The following is a 16519-nucleotide window of genomic DNA, read 5'->3' on the forward strand; positions in this document are numbered from 1 at the left end:
AGCCGATCAAGCCCCAGTCGAGCAAGCTTCAGTCGATCAAGCCCCAGTCGATCAGCCGCTCCAGCGCCGCAGCGGCCGCGCATTCGCCCGAGGAGAGCCGCACCGCCATGTCCGAACACTTCGCATACCCCGTCGGACTGCGCCTTTCCGGGCGGCGTGTGGTCGTCCTCGGGGCGGGGCAGGTCGCCCAGCGCCGGCTGCCCGCGCTGATAGCGGCCGGTGCGGACATCCTGCTGATCTCGCCGTCCGCCACCGCCTCCGTCGAGGCCATGGCCGAGGCGGGGGAGGTGCGCTGGGAGCGCCGCCGCTACCAGGAGGGCGACTTCGAGGGCGCCTGGTACGTCTTGATCACCACGGACGACCCGGAGGCCAACGCCACCGCGTCCGCCGAGGCCGAGGCGCGCCGCATCTGGTGCGTCCGCAGCGACGACGCCGAGGCCGCCTCCGCCTGGACTCCGGCCACCGGGCGGAGCGAGGGCGTCACCGTCGCCGTGCTCACCGGACAGGACCCGCGCCGCTCCGCCGCCGTCCGGGACGCCGTGGTGGAGGGGCTGCGCGACGGCACCCTCGCCGCGCCCCGCCACCGCAGCCGTGGCCCGCGGGTGGCGCTGGTGGGCGGCGGACCGGGCGATCCGGACCTGATCACCGTGCGCGGCCGCCGTCTCCTCGCCGAGGCGGACGTGGTGGTGGCCGACCGGCTCGGCCCGCGCGATCTGCTCGATGAACTCCCGCCGCATGTCGAGGTGATCGACGCGGCGAAGATCCCGTACGGCCGTTTCATGGCCCAGGAGGCGATCAACAACGCGCTGATCGAGCACGCCAAGGCGGGCAAGTCGGTCGTCCGCCTCAAGGGCGGCGACCCCTTCGTGTTCGGGCGCGGCATGGAGGAGGCGGAGGCGCTCGCCGAGGCCGGTATCCCGTGCACCGTCGTTCCCGGCATCTCCAGCTCCATCAGCGTCCCGGGCGCGGCCGGGATCCCGGTGACCCACCGGGGCGTCGCGCATGAGTTCACGGTGGTCAGCGGCCATGTCGCGCCCGACGACCCCAGCTCTCTGGTGGACTGGGCGGCGCTGGCCCGGCTGCGCGGCACGCTGGTGCTGCTCATGGCCGTGGAGAAGATCGGCGCCATCGCCGCGACCCTCGTCGCCCACGGCCGGGCGGCCGACACCCCCGTCGCCGTGGTCCAGGAGGGCACCACTCCGGCCCAGCGCCGGGTGGACGCGACCCTCGCCACCGTCGGGGAGAAGGCCGCGACCGAGGGCGTACGGCCTCCGGCGGTCGTCGTGATCGGCGATGTCGTCGCCCTCTCGTCCCGTGACCACCGCTGACGTAAGCGGACGTAACCGCCGGTAACTTATTCGCGTCGGGCTCATTGGCACCGCATCCAGGACAAGGCAGTATCACTTAAGTGGCTGATCTCATCACCGTCGATGATCCGGACGACCCGCGGCTGCGCGACTACACGGGTCTGACCGATGTGGAGCTGCGACGCAAGCGGGAACCGGCCGAGGGCCTGTTCATCGCCGAAGGCGAGAAGGTGATCCGGCGCGCCCGCCTCGCCGGCTACGAGATGCGCTCGATGCTGCTGTCGTCCAAGTGGGTCGATGTGATGCGGGACGTCATCGAGGACGTCCCCGCCCCCGTCTACGCCGTCAGCCCCGAACTGGCCGAACGCGTCACGGGCTACCACGTCCACCGCGGCGCCCTGGCCTCCATGCAGCGCAAGCCGCTGCCGGACGCGGAGTCGGTCCTTCAGAACGCCCGGCGCGTCGCCATCATGGAATCCGTCAACGACCACACCAACACCGGCGCCATCTTCCGCAGCGCGGCGGCCCTCGGCATGGACGCCGTGCTCCTCTCCCCGGACTGCGCCGACCCCCTCTACCGGCGCTCGGTCAAGGTCTCCATGGGCGCCGTCTTCTCCGTGCCGTACGCCCGCCTGGAGAGCTGGCCGCGCGGGCTGGAGGCGGTCCGGGACGCCGGGTTCAAGATCCTCGCCCTGACCCCCGACGAGAAGGCCACCACCATCGACGACGCGGCCCCGCACCGCCTGGAGCGGGTCGCGCTGATGCTGGGCGCGGAGGGCGACGGGCTCTCCACCCAGGCGCTGATGGCCGCCGACGAGTGGGTCCGTATCCCGATGGCCCACGGTGTGGACTCGCTCAACGTGGGCGCGGCGGCGGCGGTCGCCTTCTACGCCGTCACCTCGGGCAGACCGGGGCTCTGACCTTTACCGGCCGTCCGGCCCGGCCGCCGCCGCGGCCGCCGCCTCCGCCTCCGCCGAGGTCGGCTCCTCCACCGAGTGCGACGCCGCCGACGAGACCGACTCGGTCGGCCCGTGCGACGCCGCCGACGAGACCGACCCCGTAGGCCCGTGCGGCGCGCCCAGGCCGTTCGCCGGGCCCTGGCAGCCTTGCGCCGCCGCGATCCCCAGCGCCACCAGCAGCGTCACCACGACGAACACGGTCAGCCGCTGCCGCAGCAGCCGGCGGTTCGGGCCGCTGGGGCGGCGTCCGCCCGGCGAGGTGCGAACGGTGTTGACCGGGCGCCCCGAGCGGTCCGTGCGTGCGGGCGGCCGCGGGCCCCGGCGCTGCGCCTGCGCCGGACGCGCGGGGGTGTTCCGCCCCGTGGGGCGGCCCGAGGCCCCGCCCGTACTGGCTCCCGGCCGCGAGGACGGGGACCCGTTCCGCGGTGCCGGCGTACTGCCCGGGCGCCGCTCCGTGTGCTGGTCGGCGTACGCCTCGGGGTGCCGCGCCGGAGGGCGGCCCGGCCCGCCGCCGTAGCCCCCGGCGTCGTGCCCGTGCGCCTCGCGCGCCGCGATCTCCTTGAGCCGCAGCGACAGTTGCAGGGTGCTCGGCCGGTCCTCCGGATCCTTCGCCAGACAGGCGTGGAGCAGCGGTGCCAGGGCGTCGGGGACGCCCAGCAGCTGCGGCTCCTCGTGCACCACCCGGTACAGCATCACCTCGGAACTGCCGTGCCCGAACGGAGAGTCCGCCGTCGAGGCGTACGCGAGCGTCGCGCCCAGCGCGAAGACATCGGTCGCCGGGGTCACCGCCGCGCCCCGCACCTGCTCGGGCGCGAGGAAGCCGGGCGAGCCGACCGCCGTGCCGACGTGGGTGAGGGTGCTGGCCCCGGTCGCCCAGGCGATGCCGAAGTCGATGATGCGCGGGCCCTTGGGGGACAGCAGGATGTTCGAGGGCTTGAGGTCACGGTGAACGACCCCCGCCTCATGGACCGCCAATAGCCCCTCCGCCAGCGCCGACCCGATCGACGCGACCTGGGCGGCGGGCAGCGGGCCCTCCTCGTTCACCTTGTCGTGGAGGGAGGGGCCGGGTACGTACTGGGTGGCGAACCAGGGGCGGTCGGCCTCCAGGTCGGCGGCCACCAGCCGGGCCGTACAGCCGCCGCGGATCCGCCGCGCGGCCGAGACCTCCCGGGCGAACCGTGACCGGAACTCCCGGTCCTCGGCGAGATCCGGCCGGATCACCTTCAGGGCCACCCGCTGACCGCGCCGGTCGGAGCCGAGGTAGACCACCCCCATGCCGCCCGCGCCGAGCCGCCGGTGCAGCCGGAAGGAACCGACGACACGCGGGTCCTCGCGCCGGAGCCGCATCATCGCCATGTCCGTCCCCTACCTCCGGTGGGGAGCCCCTCCCTTAACCCCTGGTGGGGAGCCCCATCCGCTGCCGTCTGCTTGCCGTTTGCCGCTGATCTGCCGTCAGTCCGCCGCTGTTGTCCGTCGCTGTCCGTCTGACGTGCACAGCTTACGGATTGACGGCCCCGCGCGCTGAGAGGCCGCGCATGCGTCGGCCGATGGATTGTCAGTGGTGCCTGAGATCCTGGAGAAGTGGGCCGGAACCGTGGCAATCCACGCTCGGGTCCGTGCTGCGTGATCTCAAGATGCCGTCTCAGAAGGGGGATTGAGACCGTGAAGGGTGATCGTGTGGAGATAGTCGTGGATGCGGGGGACACGACGCGGACGTATGAAGTGGTGGCCGGCAGGGCGGGCCGGAGGGTCGAGACAGCGGTCCGGCGGGGGGTGGTGGAAGTGAGCGAAGTCACCCGTAATGGGTCCGTGGTGCGGACGGCCCGCTTTATGGCCAATCGCGTCCTGGCACTGGTCGAGCAGCCGGTGCCGCGGGGCGAGGAGGGAGAGGGTGAGTAGAGCTCGCACGCGCTCGGAGGGGCACACTCCGGGGGCCCCGGAAGGGCTCCGGAAGGATCGATTTCCCGGACCCCTCCGGGAAGACCCCAAGGCGTGAGGGCGCATCTCCACCCAGGGGAGTAGTCGACGCCTCCCGGGGTCATCCTCCGGGAGGCCCGGCAATCGGTACGAAGGCATGACGCCGAGGACCGGGCTGCGCGCCTAATGTTGTGCTCAAGCGGCGGGCGCAGCACTCGTCCCCCGAGGTCAGACGCTCGCCGCCCCCAGATGTGACGGAGGAGGGACGATGGCGGACACGGCTGGACGCACGGTCATCCACACGCGTCGTCGCAGGTCCATTCGCGCCGCGGCCGACGCCTTCGGCGGCCCGCAGACCGGCACCCGCCACCCTCTGGTCGCGGCGGCGATGGTGCTGCCGATGGCCATCCTCCTGACCATCACCTTCGGCGGCTGGGAAGCCGTCGTCACACAAGCGTCGTCCGTGGCCGGAATGCTGGGGCGCTGAGCGCCCCAGGCCTGGGAGAGCGGCCCGGGCCGGGGACTTCCGGCCATTAACCCCGTGGGGACGGGGGTGCGGCGGACGGCACGAATGCCCGGACAGCTGGGCACCTGTTGCGGTAAAACACCCGCAACAGTGTCCAGCGTCCGGGCATCAAACGGGCCCTGTCCGAATCGCTGGGGAGCGATGCGGACGGGGCCCGGTGCGTGTCTCTATAAGCGGCTCATAAGGTAACGACTGTGCACGCGTTGAGTCCGCGGACGAGTTGCCCCGCGACTGTCCATCGGATCGCGGGCGAGGTGAGCGCGACGGCATCCCGCGGACCTGGCACAAGCCCCTGTCGGGTCAGGGTGTGGGTGAACCCCGATCACCGCGCAGACATCCGTTTCGCCTACACGCACGGCGACGTACCGACCACGGAGATTCGGGCAGGCGCGCACTGCCACTTGTGCGCACGGACGGCACACGGGTGGATGGGCGGTCAGCAGATCCTCCGGCCACCCCTCCCAGTCGCCGCGGCGGTCCTCCAGCAGCCACAGCGTGCCCCGCTCGTCCTGATCGGCGAGGCCGCCGCACACTTGGCACAAGAGCACTTCCATGGCGACGCGCTGCCGCTGTGGATGAACAGATCCGAGTATCGGTTGGCCTACGCCCTGCGCGGTTGTGTTCCGGCTCCACAGCACACCCCGCGCGTCTCGATCTGCTGGCGTCTCCTTGTCGGATGCGATTCCGTGGATGCTCGCGAGTATCGCGGGCCGCTCGATTGGTGCCTCGCCGCTCCATTGCGCGATGTATGGCACCGTGGGTCGGTTCGGTGTGGTGGTCACCGGAACAGGTCTCCAGGTAGGGGCTGATGTGGTGGGTGCCCGTCCGCCCCCATGGGCTCATGGGGGCGGACGGGCGGGGCGGTCGCCGGTGCCGTCGTCCGGTACGGGGGCCCGGAACTCCGACGACCGCCCGGTCTATGGGGCCGGGGTGCCAGCGATGCAGAGGTAGACGGCGAGCACCACCGACGCGGGGATCGCGCCGAGCAGGAGGCCCAGACGGGCGGCACGGAAGGCAAGCAGTCCGACCCTGGCGGCGGGCGACTGTCGACGGTGCTTCATGCAGTTCACCGCTCCTGCCGGAATGCCGTCTCGTAGGCGGCCAGCAGGCGCTCACCTTCCGAACAGCCGTCGCCAGGCGTCCGGCAGGCCAGGCAGCCCGCGGCGTGCTCCAGGGCCGCGATCCACTCGGTTTCGGCGGCCGGGCTGGTGGAGCTCTCAGTGCAGGGGGGCGCAGGCCCACACTTCGTAGGTCGTGTGCGTCGCGCCCCGCGTGATCGTGACCCTGCCTAGAGGCCGGTCCGCGCCGAGCGTCATCCCGCACAGGGCGCAGTGCCAGCCCTGAAGCTGCTCACGGGTGAGCGTGGTCGGGTCGATATCGGCGAGGCCCGGTTCCGTGGCGGCCTGTTGGCTCCCGTTCATCGGCGCCCCTCGTGCTCCGTCGCGGTCGCGCTGGGGAGGCTTCTCGGGTGCCGGCGCTTCTCGTAGAGCGGCGCATGGGCGGGGCAGGCGTACCTGGTCCTGCCGACGGCGCTGCCACTGTCCTCCGCCTTAACCGGGATCGGCTCGTCGGTGGGCAGCTGGCAGCGGTCGCAGAGCTGTCGACCCTCGGGCAGGAGTCCGTATTCGGCGTGGACGACCTCGGCCAGCGCCTTCCACAGCTTCCAGGCGTCGGTGAGGTAGTGGTCGGCTGTGAGCGGGACGCGCCAATGGGTGCCTTACGCGTGCAGTTGCGGGCGGCATTTACGCGGATGACACGGGTCGAGACCCCAGCCGGGGCGATCGAGTTCGCGGCGGAGGCGCGGGACGTACTAAACCAAGCGGAGGACGTTGCTACCGCCGACCAGCCGTTGCGGTCTCCTTTCCCTGAGCCAGAGGAGCAGACGCCACGGAGGGAACCGACGTCTTCAGATGCAGGATACGAGTACCAGGCGCCCATCAATGAACCTGCAGGGAACGAGCACCAGGTGCCCATCAATGAACCGTTCGACTTGCCCAAGCCCCCGCCGTGGTTTCGGCAGAATGCGGGGCAATCCCCGCCTCCTACGGCGACCGAGGCGCCGCCGCCTCCGCCTCCAACTCCTGCGCCCGAACCTCCGCTCGCTGAGCCACCGTCCTCTGTGAGGCTGGACACTGATTACGCACCACCGGTATTCCCGCCGCTGCTTCCTGACCCGCGTCAAGCTCCTGCGTTGGAGGCCCCAAGTGCTGCCGGAGGCCAAGCTCCCACGTGGCTTGCGGAGTTCAGAGATGCCCGGGACATGGTTGACGCTTCAGCCGTTGGAGCCGTGGTCACAGCGTGGAATGTGCTCAGCACCTTGTGCCTGGACGCCCTCCGGGCGCGAGCCATCCTGCTGCCTGCAAACCCCAGCCCGCTGGACTTGGGGAAGGCGCTGAGGCTGCTGGGACTCCCTCCAAGTGCCACAACCGTTTTCGATCGGTTGCGTAAGCTGCGCAACCAAGCTGTGCACAGCGCCAACACCGTTACACCTGGTGCTGCACGTGACTTCGTCGACAGCTGCCTAACTGTGGCACGTGAGCTCGATCCGCTGAATACGTTCTGAACGATTACGGACACGGTTGAGAGGCTGCCACGATGCCTCCGGTGATCTCGTCTCAGGGCCCTGCGCGTGGAGGCGGCGCACCTGCTCGCGGTAGTTGTCGTTGATGTGTCGCGCCATGGGCGGTCACCTCCTCGCGGCGGGCGGGCATGCGAAACGCCCCGACGCGGTGTGCGACAGGGCGTTTGGCCTGCACTCTCGCGTGCCGTTTTCGGGCACACCGGAGACGCCCGCTATTCGATCACATATTCGATGTGCGAAGCAAGCGCACTAGGTGTTCGTGTCGCTTCGCTGTGATTGCGTGATTCAAGGACGAGAACGACATACCTGCCGGTTCCCTGCTGAAGGGGTCAGACACCCTCGACAAACCCATGTGAGAGGGGTCAACGTTGTGCTCACGCCGCCCTTTTCGAGGGCCTCGGCTTGTCCCTCGCACGTGAAGGTACAAGCTGTGCCTTCACGGTCGGGAGCCGGACTTCCGTAACCGCTGGATTCCTGACGGGGAGCCAGGAGGGAGACGCGGTCTTGAAGCCGATCCGTTGGCTAAGGGACCGGTGGCAGAGCCATGTACGACCGCATGTCTCTTCGGAGAGGGTCTCTACGGCCTGCGAGGTGTTCCTCGTGACCGTGTGGATCTGGGAGAAATGGCTCTGAAAGGGGAGAGCCCCAGCTGAGACGTCAGCCAGGGCTCACCACGCCGGACAGTGGCCCTGTCCTCGCAGTCCGCCGGGTGGAGCCGACGGGAGGGCAGGGTCTCTGCCGTATCGTGCATACGTATGTTGGCATGCTGACACACAAGCGCCCTTCGAGGCTACTACGCCCCTTGAGCGCAAGCGGCTTTGCCGCCCAACGTCACAACTGAGGGTTTTGCTGGTGACCGTACTGCGCTGGTGGCTAACTGCCGCGCGTACACCTGCGCCTGCGGCATGGGAGTTGACGAACGACGCGTCACGCGAGGGCGGGGGGCGTCCGGTCGTGCGGCGCCCACCGGAGTGTGGTGCGGCAGGGCGTCGGTGTCGTGCCTGCGTCGTGCGGAGCGTCCCACGCGCGTCATGCGCGGGAGCGTCAGGGGGCAGCGGGTATCTCTCTGACGTGCGGGTATGACGTGTGACGCGAGGCGGGCGCGGGCTCGGGCGTGCCGTCGTGCAGCGTGTAACGCACGGCGAGAACCTGCGGCGCTGCGCCCTCGGGCACGTCTCCGTAGTCCCATGCACGGCAGTAGGCGTTGGCGAGTAGGCGCACGGCGAGTCGTGCGGGGTCGGCTGCCTCGCCGTGCGCGCGCATGAGTACGGTCGGAATCATCGCTGAAGCACTACAGGACAGCGGCTTTCCCGCCGAGCAATGCTCATGACCTGTGGATCAATGTCGGGGAGACGCGCGAAGGGCGTACCTTCCCGAATGATCCTGTGATGGTCATCGAGTAGGCCGACGTTGTCGCGTCGGTCGGGAAGGCACGCCCGTGCTCACCGTAGTGAATGGCGACGACTCCATGCGAGACGGCTCCTTGATCGACGAGATCGTCCGCGAGGGTGCTCGGCGGATGTTGGCGGCTCGCGACGGTCGCCGTCTGGTCGTGCGCAACGGCTACCACCAGCCGCGGAAGGTCACCACGGCCGCCGGGACAGTCGAGGTCAGGGCCCCGCGGGTGAACGACAGGCGCACAGACGAGGCGAGTGGCGAGCGCAAGCGGTTCTCCTCGGCAATCCTGCCGCCGTGGTGCCGCAAGTCCCCGAAGATCAGCGAGGTGCTGCCGCTGCTCTACCTGCATGGTCTGTCCTCGGGTGACTTTGTGCCCGCGCTGGAGCAGTTCCTCGGTTCCTCGGCCGGCCTCTCGTCGGCGACCGTGACGCGGCTGACCGCGCAGTGGCAGGCCGACCACACCGCGTTCATGGACCGTGATCTGTCCGTCACGGACTACGTCTACGTCTGGGCCGACGGCGTCCACCTGCGCATACGCCTGGAGGAGGCGAAAGCCGCGGTCCTGGTGCTGATGGGCGTGCGCGCGGACGGCATGAAGGAACTGATCGCGATGACAGACGGCTACCGCGAATCGTCCGAGGCGTGGGCGGGCCTGCTGCGGGATTGCGCGCGCCGGGGTATGCGTGGTCCGGTCCTGGCCGTCGGCGACGGCGCACTCGGCTTTTGGAACGCGCTGAACGAGGTGTTCCCCAACACCCGTCATCAGAGGTGCTGGGTTCACAAAACGGCCAATGTGCTCGACGCCCTCCCGAAGTCCGCCCAGCCCGCGGCCAAGCGTGCGATCCAGGAGATCTACAACGCCGAGGACAAGGAACACGCGGCCAGGGCCGTCCGCGACTTCGAGCGGGCCTACGGGGCGAAGTACCCCAAGGTCGTCAAGCGGATCACAGACGACGAGGACGAGCTGCTGGCGTTCTTCGACTTCCCCGCCGAGCACTGGCTCCACCTGCGGACCACCAACCCGATCGAGTCGACCTTCGCCACCGTGCGACTGCGGACCAAGGTCACCAAAGGCGCAGGCTCCCGGGCCGCCGCACTGGCCGTGGTCTTCAAGCTCATCGAGTCCGCCCAGGCCCGGTGGCGGGCCGTGAACGCGCCCCATCTCGTTGCTCTTGTCCGCGCCGGGTCCCGCTTCGAGCGCGGCCACCTCGTCGAACGACCCGAGAACCTCGCGGCATGAACAAGTCCCTCTGCAGAAGTACAGATCTGCCTGAGTGTTGAGTCGGATCGCCCGCCTGCGTCTAAAGGTCCGCTACGAGAAGTCGGTAGCCGACGTCTAGTGTTTCGCAGTCGAGCAGGTCAGCATGGCGTTCGTGCCACAGGCCAGAGGATAGGTCGCTGGACAGCCGGGCCAGACCCGGGAGGACGACCTCCTCGCCGGTCTGGGCGAGCATCGAGATGCCAGCTCGCACGTTCGGATCGAGGTATGCCGCAGGTCGGCGCCAGAAGGCGGCGCCGAATCCGTCGGTGCAGTCGTGCGGAATCGGGACCGTCTCGACGCGGGCGTCTCCCAGCAGCGCAATCAGCCGATCGATGAGGACGCTCCGTGTGTCGGTGAACGCGGCTACCTCGGGCAGGTACTCGTCCAGCAGCCAAAACCTGCGGAAGATGGCCTGGTCCCAAGTGAAGATGACGACGCGTTGCCGGGCAATCCGAAGGAGTTCTTCGATACCGGCTTCCAGGTTCGTCCAGTGGTGCACAGTCAGGATGGCCATCGCGGCGTCGGCCGAGTTGTCGGCGATGGGGATCGACTCTGCGGATGCCTGCAGGGCCCGCGCGGATCCGGCTGGACGTTGGGCGATCATCACTGCACTGGGTTCAACCGCCAGGACGGTGTGCGGCGGTTCGTAGGAGCTGGCGCCAGCACCGACGTTGATGACAGTGCTGGCATCGCCGAGCGCCTCGTGGATCTTGACAGCGATCCGGTGGTCGGGGCGTCGCGTGTGATTGTAGGTCGCACCGATGCGGTCATACGTCGTCACGACTGACAGTATGCCGCGGAACTCACCACCTACCGTTGCTGATGAGCCATCCACAAGTATTGACAATTTCTCTTTCCCCGCCGGCCTGCTACGCGTGCACGACCGAGAGTGCCCATGCGAGCGGGCCAAACAAGGGCTGCGGTGCCCCAACTACCTACTTGTCAATGGTGCTCACGCAGCCCGCCGTAGCGGCCCTCAGCCCGGAGACGGTGCGTGACCGGCACGGGCACGGGGCGCAAGGTGGTACCGCTGGACGGGGCCGACCATTCCCGACCACCTCCCGGCGGGCGCAGGTGGTAGGACGCCGAGCTTGGGCTCGGCACAGCGACGACGACGCCGATCCGCCCTTTCTCCGCGAGGTCTGAGACGAGGTCGCCGAGCCGGGGGTGAAACGGGGCGCCTGCGCTTAACTCGGCGCCCTGCGCGGGAAGTTGCTTCGAGGTCTGTTCAGCCATGCTCCGAAGCTAGGAGCGGGGCGGCAGCCGAATATGAACCGCAGGAATATCGCCCTCATCCGTCGAGGTGAAAGCGGTCTGACATGCGGCGCAGCTTCTCGCGGGTGGTCGCTCGTTCGGCGTAGACGAGGCTGCGCAGAGTTGACCGCGCAATGGGGTGGTTGCGGATGAGCTGGGGCGCGATGCGTTCGGCCTGCTCCAGTTCCTTCAACGCCTTGTCCCGGTTGCCATCCCAAAGCCACGCGCGGGCTAGGTCCATGTGGTGGTGCCCCTGACGGGAGTTGGGGAGCCCGGCGACAAGTTCCGAACCGGTCTTCCGGTTTATGGCCAGAGCCCTTCGCTGCTCGCGCATCTCAAGCGCAACGCTGATGGCGTGAATCTGCACGTTGCCCGGCGAGAACGTGAGCGAATGCCGGTCGTACACCGGAGGACCGGAGTATTCGCCCAACCGATCTGCGGCGTCCCTGGCGTGCGCGATGCGGTCCTCGGCCTCTGCTCGGCGTCCACCCCGTGCTGCCGAGACTGCCGCGCGCAGTTGCAGCGATCCCCATGCGCGGATGGCCAGCGGTTCGCCCTGGTCGTAACCCTGCTGCACGCTTTGTAGCGCCTTGTCCGAGAGGGCGACGGCGTCCGCCCAATCTGCGGTTGCCCACATGTCCCATACCCGCATCCAGTCGGCCATGGCCGGCATGACGGAGTCGCCGGACAGCCGGGCCGACCATGCGGCTCGTTCACAGGCCATGGCGACCAATTCGGGGTGGCCGAGGGCGTGTGCGGCGGTGTGCGCGAACTTGCAGCACACGGCGTAGATCGCGAAAGCTTCCTCGCGCTCATGGCCGGTGGACACCTCGGCGAGGGCGCGAGCTTCACGGAACAGGTCGGGAAGCACCTGCATGATCGCCACGTTCGCCGCTGCGTCGCGTAGGCGGTGCAGTCGGGTGGTCTCCTGCCAGAGCTGACCAGCAGGCCGCGGGGTGCCGTCGAAAATGGGGGCGAGGTCGTACCGGCGCAGCTCGCGCAGGACGGATGACGCGACGACCTGCCATTGATTCTCTTCTGGCGAGCTGTTGTACGGACGGCCGATCAAGTCGTTCGGGTGCACATGGAGCTCGGCGGCGAGCAGATTGAGCAGGCCGACCCGGTCAAGTTCGATGAGGCCGCGTTCCATCTTCGACACCCACCCCTGAGACTTCCCCAGGGTGGCGGCGAGGTCGGCCTGGGGCATCCCGAGACGGAGCCGTGCGCGACGTGCGCGACGGCCGATCTCCTCGGCTTCTTCCAACATCAGTGCGCCCCCTTTGTGGTGTGGCGCCAGCGGGGTTCAAGCGGGCGACGATGCATCCGTGCTCCATCCGTCAGGCGTATATCTCAGACGGTACCCAGGGTGCGAGAGGGGTGTGGAGCGCTACAGGGCAAGAAGTGCGGCGGTAATGACAAAGGCGCCCCCGCGCCCCCTGCGTGGCCGCGAGCGTCGGGCGTTGCCGTGTCATCGGCTGGTGAGCTGCCACAGGGACAGCAGCAGGCGGCACGGGGCGACCAGCGCGGCCACGGACGGGAGCGGCCAGCGTGCGCGCTCGAGGGTGCCCCTCCCCATCCAAGCCGAGGCGGACGTCGGTCGCTTCTGGCGGCCGGTCTCGCCGGGCTGGAGAGCGTCTCCTTGCCGCCCTCGTTGCTGTCGGGCTCCCAAGTCCCCACCTGTCGTCATCGTTGCGCAGGCACACCCCGGTTGCATGATCGCCCGGACAAGTCCGTCGGCCACGTTCGTCATCGCGCTTGGCCGCAGTGGGGGGCAGGACGTCACGCCACTGGGCCCAGGTGCCGGGTCGTCGCCCACAGCAGCAGGGCTGCGCAGCTCAATGCCGCTCCCAGGGCGGACACCGCTGTCCATCCGGCCGTCGCGTACGCCACGGAGGAACCGATGGCGCCGAGGGCGCTGCCGGCCGAGTAGAAGACCATGTAGCCGCCGATGATTCTGCTTCCCGCGTCCGGGTGGACGGCGTAGATGAGGGACTGGTTGGTGACGTGCACGGCCTGGACGGCGAAGTCCAGGAGGACCGCTCCGATGGCCAGGGCCCAGAGCGACTGCCGGGTGAAGGCCAGGGGGAGCCACGACACGGTGAGCAGGACGAGTGCGGTGCCCGTGGTCCGCTGGGCGAGGCCGCGGTCGTTCCATCGGCCGGCGGCACCCGCGGCCGCGGCTCCGGCCGCTCCGGCGAGTCCGAACGCGCCGATCGCGGTGTGCGTCAGCGACCAGGGGGGACTGCTGAGCGGCTGGACGACGCTGCTCCATAGCGTGCTGAAGGCCGCGAAGACCAGCAGCGCCAGCATGCCGCGGACCCGGAGCAGGGGGTGGCGGGCGAACAGGACGACGGTTGATGCCAGGAGACGCCGGTACGGCATGGTGACCGTCGGCGGCCGGCCGGTCGGCAGGGCGAGGCGCAGGAGCACGGCGAGCGTCGCGGTCACCACGGCCGAGAGGAAGTAGACGGCGCGCCATCCGGCCAGGTCGGCCACGACGCCCGCCACGGTGCGGGCCAGCAGAATGCCGGTGATCACCCCGCTGGTGACCGCTCCGACGACCCGCCCCCGAAAGGCGGGAGCGGTGAGGTGGGCCGCTGCGGCGACCATCGTCTGGGCGACGACGGCGAGCGCACCGACCGCCGCGAGGGCGGTGAGCAGCGCGGCGGTCCCGGGTGCCAGACCCGCGATCAGCAGCGCGGTGGTGAGCAGGCCGAGCTGGAGTGTGATCAGCCTGCGCCTGTCGATGAGGTCGCCGAGCGGGACGAGTAGGAACAGACCTGCGGCGTAACCGAGTTGGGTGATCGCGACGATGGCGCCGAGCAGGCCGGGGCCGAGCGCGAACTGCTCGCCGAGCGTGACCAGCAGGGGCTGGGCGAAGTAGACGTTGGCCACCGCGCTGCCGCAGGCAATGGCGAAGATCAGGACCAGGCGCGCGGATGGCGGCCCGGACGGAGCGAGTGCGGTGTTCACGGCCGTCCGACCGTCGGCCGTCGAGCAGTCGCTCGGCATGCGGCGCCCCCTCATTGATGGTTGCAAGTTGCTACCTGCCGGACCTTAGGTCAGGAGGTAGCATGTTGCAACCAGGCTGTGTTCCAGCCAGATATATTGCGAGGAGGAAGTGCGATGGTCGCCCGTACGCGATTCGACGCCGAACCGTGTCCCGTTGCCCGGTCGATCGACGCCATCGGCGACTGGTGGTCCCTGCTGATCGTGCGCGACGCGTTCGACGGCAGTCGCCGCTTCGGCCAGTTCCAGCGAAGCCTGGGCATCGCCAAGAACATCCTCACCAGCCGGCTGCGCACGCTGGAGCAGACCGGAGTGATGGAAACGGTGCCCGCCTCCGACGGCAGCCGTTACCAGGAATACGTGCTCACGCAAAAGGGCCGCGCGCTCTTCCCCGTCGTCGTGGCGCTGCGCCAGTGGGGCGAGACGCACTGCTTCGGCCCAGGGGAGGAGCACTCGCGACTCCTCGACCGTCGGAACGGGCACCCGCTGAGCCCGCTGGAGATCCGCTCCAGCGACGGACGCCCCGTCGGCCCGGACGAGACCATCGTCGAGAAGCTCAGCAGTGCGGACGGCGCGGGCTGACTCGTCCTGCGGCCATCCACCGCACAGACCGTCCCTACGCGCGCCGCGTTCAAGGGATCAGCGAGAGCGCAGGCCGTTGATGAGCAGGGCGCAGACGGACTCCAAGGCGGCCTCGGCGCCCGGGGTCTGCCACTCGGGGGCGTGCGCGGGGTGGTGGTAGGCCGTCGTGGCGTCGAAGACGGTCCGCGCCGTCGCGGTGGGGTCGGGGGAAGTGAAGTCACCGCTGGCGACGCCGTCGGCGATGATGACGCGCAGTTGCTCGATCAGATCGGCCACATGGTCGGCGGCCGCGTCACTGTGCTCGGCCGCCAGGACCCGGTAGGTGGCGAAGAGCTCCGGGTCCTCGGACAGCAGCTTCCGCTTGGCGGCGAACAGCGTGGTGAGCCAGGTGCGCAGTCGCTCGGGCGGGGCCTGCCGGGTGTCGGCCGCGACCGTCGCGAGGGGCTCGCGCGCCAGGCCCAGCCAGCGCCGGGTCACGGCTTCGCGCAGCGCCGCCTTGGACGGGAAGTGCCGGTAGACGCTGGCGTGGCTGACTCCCAGAACCCGCGCCACGTCCAGCACCGTGGCCTTCGCCGGTCCATGGCGGCGCAGCACGTCCTCCGTGGCCGTCAGGATGGTCTCGGCGTCAAGGGGGCCCGAACCCGGACGCATCAGCGCTCGCCGTTCCGTACGAACCGCGCCGCGCGGCTCCCGGCCCCGGCGGCGGGCACCGCCTGCTCCCTCACTGCCAGTTCCTCCTAGTGGCCGTCAGAAGACCGCGAGCGGGTTGACGGGCACCCCGGTCAGCCCATGGATACGTGGCGGTGCCACCGTGAGCAGAAAAGCATAGCGGCCCAGCTCCGCGCAGACGGCGGCGAGCCCGTCCACCTCGGCGGCGTCGATCAGCGGCAGGCCCATCATCGGCAGGGCGACCCGGTGCAGTGGCAAGGGGCAGGCGGGGTCCAGGTCCGGGTGCGCGTCGCCGATGTCGCCCGCGTAGAGCGATACGCCGCGCCGGTGCATCCAGCGCACCGCGTCCAGGCTCATCCCCGGCATCGGCCGCTCGGGGTCGGGCGTCATGGGCCATCCGCAACGCACCACCAGGGCGTCCCCGGACTCCAGCCGCACGCGCTGGCGTTCCTCGGCCGCCTCGAGGTCCCGCGCAGTGACCGCATGGCCACTGGGCAACGGGCCGTCGGCCGCCAGGTCGAGCAGGATGCCCCGGGTGGCGAGCCCGGCGGCGAACGCCGTCGTGGAGCCGTGCCGGGCGCCGGCCGGTGTCACGGCCTCGTCCACGGGCCGCCCCGGATAGACCCGCCCGTCGCGGATCGCGTGCCCCAGCGCGTCGAGGTGTGTCGAGCGCGGGTGGTGATTGGTCACCAGCATCACGTCCGCCATCGCCGGCGCGGGGGAACCGACGTAGACCATCATCTGCTGAACGGGCGAGGCGTCCTGGGTGGACGGCGCGAAGGGGCCGCTGATGAGCGGCGCCGGCTGGATCGGCACCGCGAGTGACACCGTCCGCCCGGTGCGGGCCTCCGCGGCGCCCCTGGCCCGGGCCTCCGCGGTGATGAGGTTGACCGTGCCGAGCTGGTCGTCCTCACCCCACCGGCCCCAATTGCTCGGCAGGTCTGCTGAGTTGCTCGTTCCCGTGTGTGATGCGTCCATGGCGCCGAACCGTACCGGGTTGGGGTTACAGGATTCAAACTCTGTAACCGTGGGTGTGGCGCCGCCTGCGCCCACGGC

Annotated in this window: 15 protein-coding genes; 6 read left to right on the forward strand and 9 right to left on the reverse strand. The window is 69.8% G+C overall.

What is annotated here, in order from left to right:
• Positions 1-107: 107 nt before the first annotated feature.
• Positions 108-1328, forward strand: a complete 1221-nt coding sequence (cobA, locus tag STRVI_RS13350; protein ID WP_014056178.1) for a uroporphyrinogen-III C-methyltransferase — start codon at positions 108-110, stop codon at positions 1326-1328.
• An 80-nt stretch (positions 1329-1408) separates the two neighbouring features.
• The gene (locus STRVI_RS13355) at positions 1409-2227 is read left to right on the forward strand and encodes a TrmH family RNA methyltransferase (RefSeq protein WP_014056179.1); all 819 of its coding nucleotides are present in this window, start codon (positions 1409-1411) and stop codon (positions 2225-2227) included.
• Between the two features lie 3 nt (positions 2228-2230).
• On the opposite strand, the gene STRVI_RS13360 is transcribed toward STRVI_RS13355, so the two are convergent.
• Entirely contained in the window at positions 2231-3622 is a 1392-nt protein-coding gene (locus tag STRVI_RS13360) for a serine/threonine-protein kinase (RefSeq protein WP_014056180.1), read from the reverse strand.
• Positions 3623-3928: 306 nt separating this feature from the next.
• Between STRVI_RS13360 and STRVI_RS13365 the strand changes: the two genes are divergently transcribed.
• Positions 3929-4165 (forward strand): hypothetical protein, encoded by a 237-nt coding sequence (locus STRVI_RS13365; RefSeq protein WP_014056181.1) that lies wholly within the window; start codon positions 3929-3931, stop codon positions 4163-4165.
• A 286-nt stretch (positions 4166-4451) separates the two neighbouring features.
• Entirely contained in the window at positions 4452-4670 is a 219-nt protein-coding gene (locus STRVI_RS13370; protein WP_014056182.1) for a hypothetical protein, read from the forward strand.
• A 956-nt stretch (positions 4671-5626) separates the two neighbouring features.
• On the opposite strand, the gene STRVI_RS52620 is transcribed toward STRVI_RS13370, so the two are convergent.
• Positions 5627-5770: a hypothetical protein gene (locus tag STRVI_RS52620; RefSeq protein ID WP_014056183.1), complete on the reverse strand. Its 144-nt coding sequence runs from the start codon at positions 5768-5770 to the stop codon at positions 5627-5629.
• Positions 5771-5926: 156 nt separating this feature from the next.
• The gene (locus tag STRVI_RS13375) at positions 5927-6130 is read right to left on the reverse strand and encodes a hypothetical protein (protein WP_014056184.1); all 204 of its coding nucleotides are present in this window, start codon (positions 6128-6130) and stop codon (positions 5927-5929) included.
• Between the two features lie 2598 nt (positions 6131-8728).
• On the opposite strand from STRVI_RS13375, the gene STRVI_RS13380 reads away from it, so the two are divergent.
• Positions 8729-9928, forward strand: coding sequence for an IS256 family transposase (locus STRVI_RS13380; RefSeq protein ID WP_014056188.1), 1200 nt, complete (start codon positions 8729-8731; stop codon positions 9926-9928).
• Positions 9929-9989: 61 nt separating this feature from the next.
• Here the strand turns inward: STRVI_RS13380 and STRVI_RS13385 are convergent, their stop codons facing one another.
• The 4 genes from STRVI_RS13385 to STRVI_RS13395 all read right to left on the reverse strand — a co-directional run bounded on the left by STRVI_RS13385 (position 9990) and on the right by STRVI_RS13395 (position 14215).
• Entirely contained in the window at positions 9990-10730 is a 741-nt protein-coding gene (locus tag STRVI_RS13385) for a class I SAM-dependent methyltransferase (protein WP_014056189.1), read from the reverse strand.
• A 161-nt stretch (positions 10731-10891) separates the two neighbouring features.
• The gene (locus tag STRVI_RS47790) at positions 10892-11185 is read right to left on the reverse strand and encodes a hypothetical protein (RefSeq protein WP_078505237.1); all 294 of its coding nucleotides are present in this window, start codon (positions 11183-11185) and stop codon (positions 10892-10894) included.
• 55 nt (positions 11186-11240) lie between these two features.
• Positions 11241-12470: a helix-turn-helix domain-containing protein gene (locus tag STRVI_RS13390; protein WP_014056190.1), complete on the reverse strand. Its 1230-nt coding sequence runs from the start codon at positions 12468-12470 to the stop codon at positions 11241-11243.
• Positions 12471-12982: 512 nt separating this feature from the next.
• On the reverse strand, positions 12983-14215 hold the full coding sequence (locus STRVI_RS13395; RefSeq protein ID WP_014056191.1) for an MFS transporter: 1233 nt from the start codon (positions 14213-14215) through the stop codon (positions 12983-12985).
• 114 nt (positions 14216-14329) lie between these two features.
• Here STRVI_RS13395 and STRVI_RS13400 point away from each other — a divergent pair, with 114 nt between their 5' ends.
• Positions 14330-14794 carry a winged helix-turn-helix transcriptional regulator gene (locus tag STRVI_RS13400; RefSeq protein WP_014056192.1) on the forward strand — a complete coding sequence of 155 codons (465 nt, stop codon included), beginning with the start codon at positions 14330-14332 and terminating at the stop codon, positions 14792-14794.
• Positions 14795-14851: 57 nt separating this feature from the next.
• Here STRVI_RS13400 and STRVI_RS13405 read toward each other — a convergent pair whose 3' ends face one another.
• Both STRVI_RS13405 and STRVI_RS13410 read right to left on the reverse strand, forming a co-directional pair.
• Positions 14852-15445, reverse strand: a complete 594-nt coding sequence (locus tag STRVI_RS13405) for a TetR family transcriptional regulator (protein ID WP_014056193.1) — start codon at positions 15443-15445, stop codon at positions 14852-14854.
• A gap of 96 nt (positions 15446-15541) precedes the next feature.
• Positions 15542-16441 carry a cyclase family protein gene (locus tag STRVI_RS13410; protein WP_050993660.1) on the reverse strand — a complete coding sequence of 300 codons (900 nt, stop codon included), beginning with the start codon at positions 16439-16441 and terminating at the stop codon, positions 15542-15544.
• Between the last annotated feature and the right edge of the window lie 78 nt (positions 16442-16519).

The organism is Streptomyces violaceusniger Tu 4113, from assembly GCF_000147815.2.
GTDB classification, from domain to species: Bacteria; Actinomycetota; Actinomycetes; order Streptomycetales; family Streptomycetaceae; genus Streptomyces; species Streptomyces violaceusniger_A.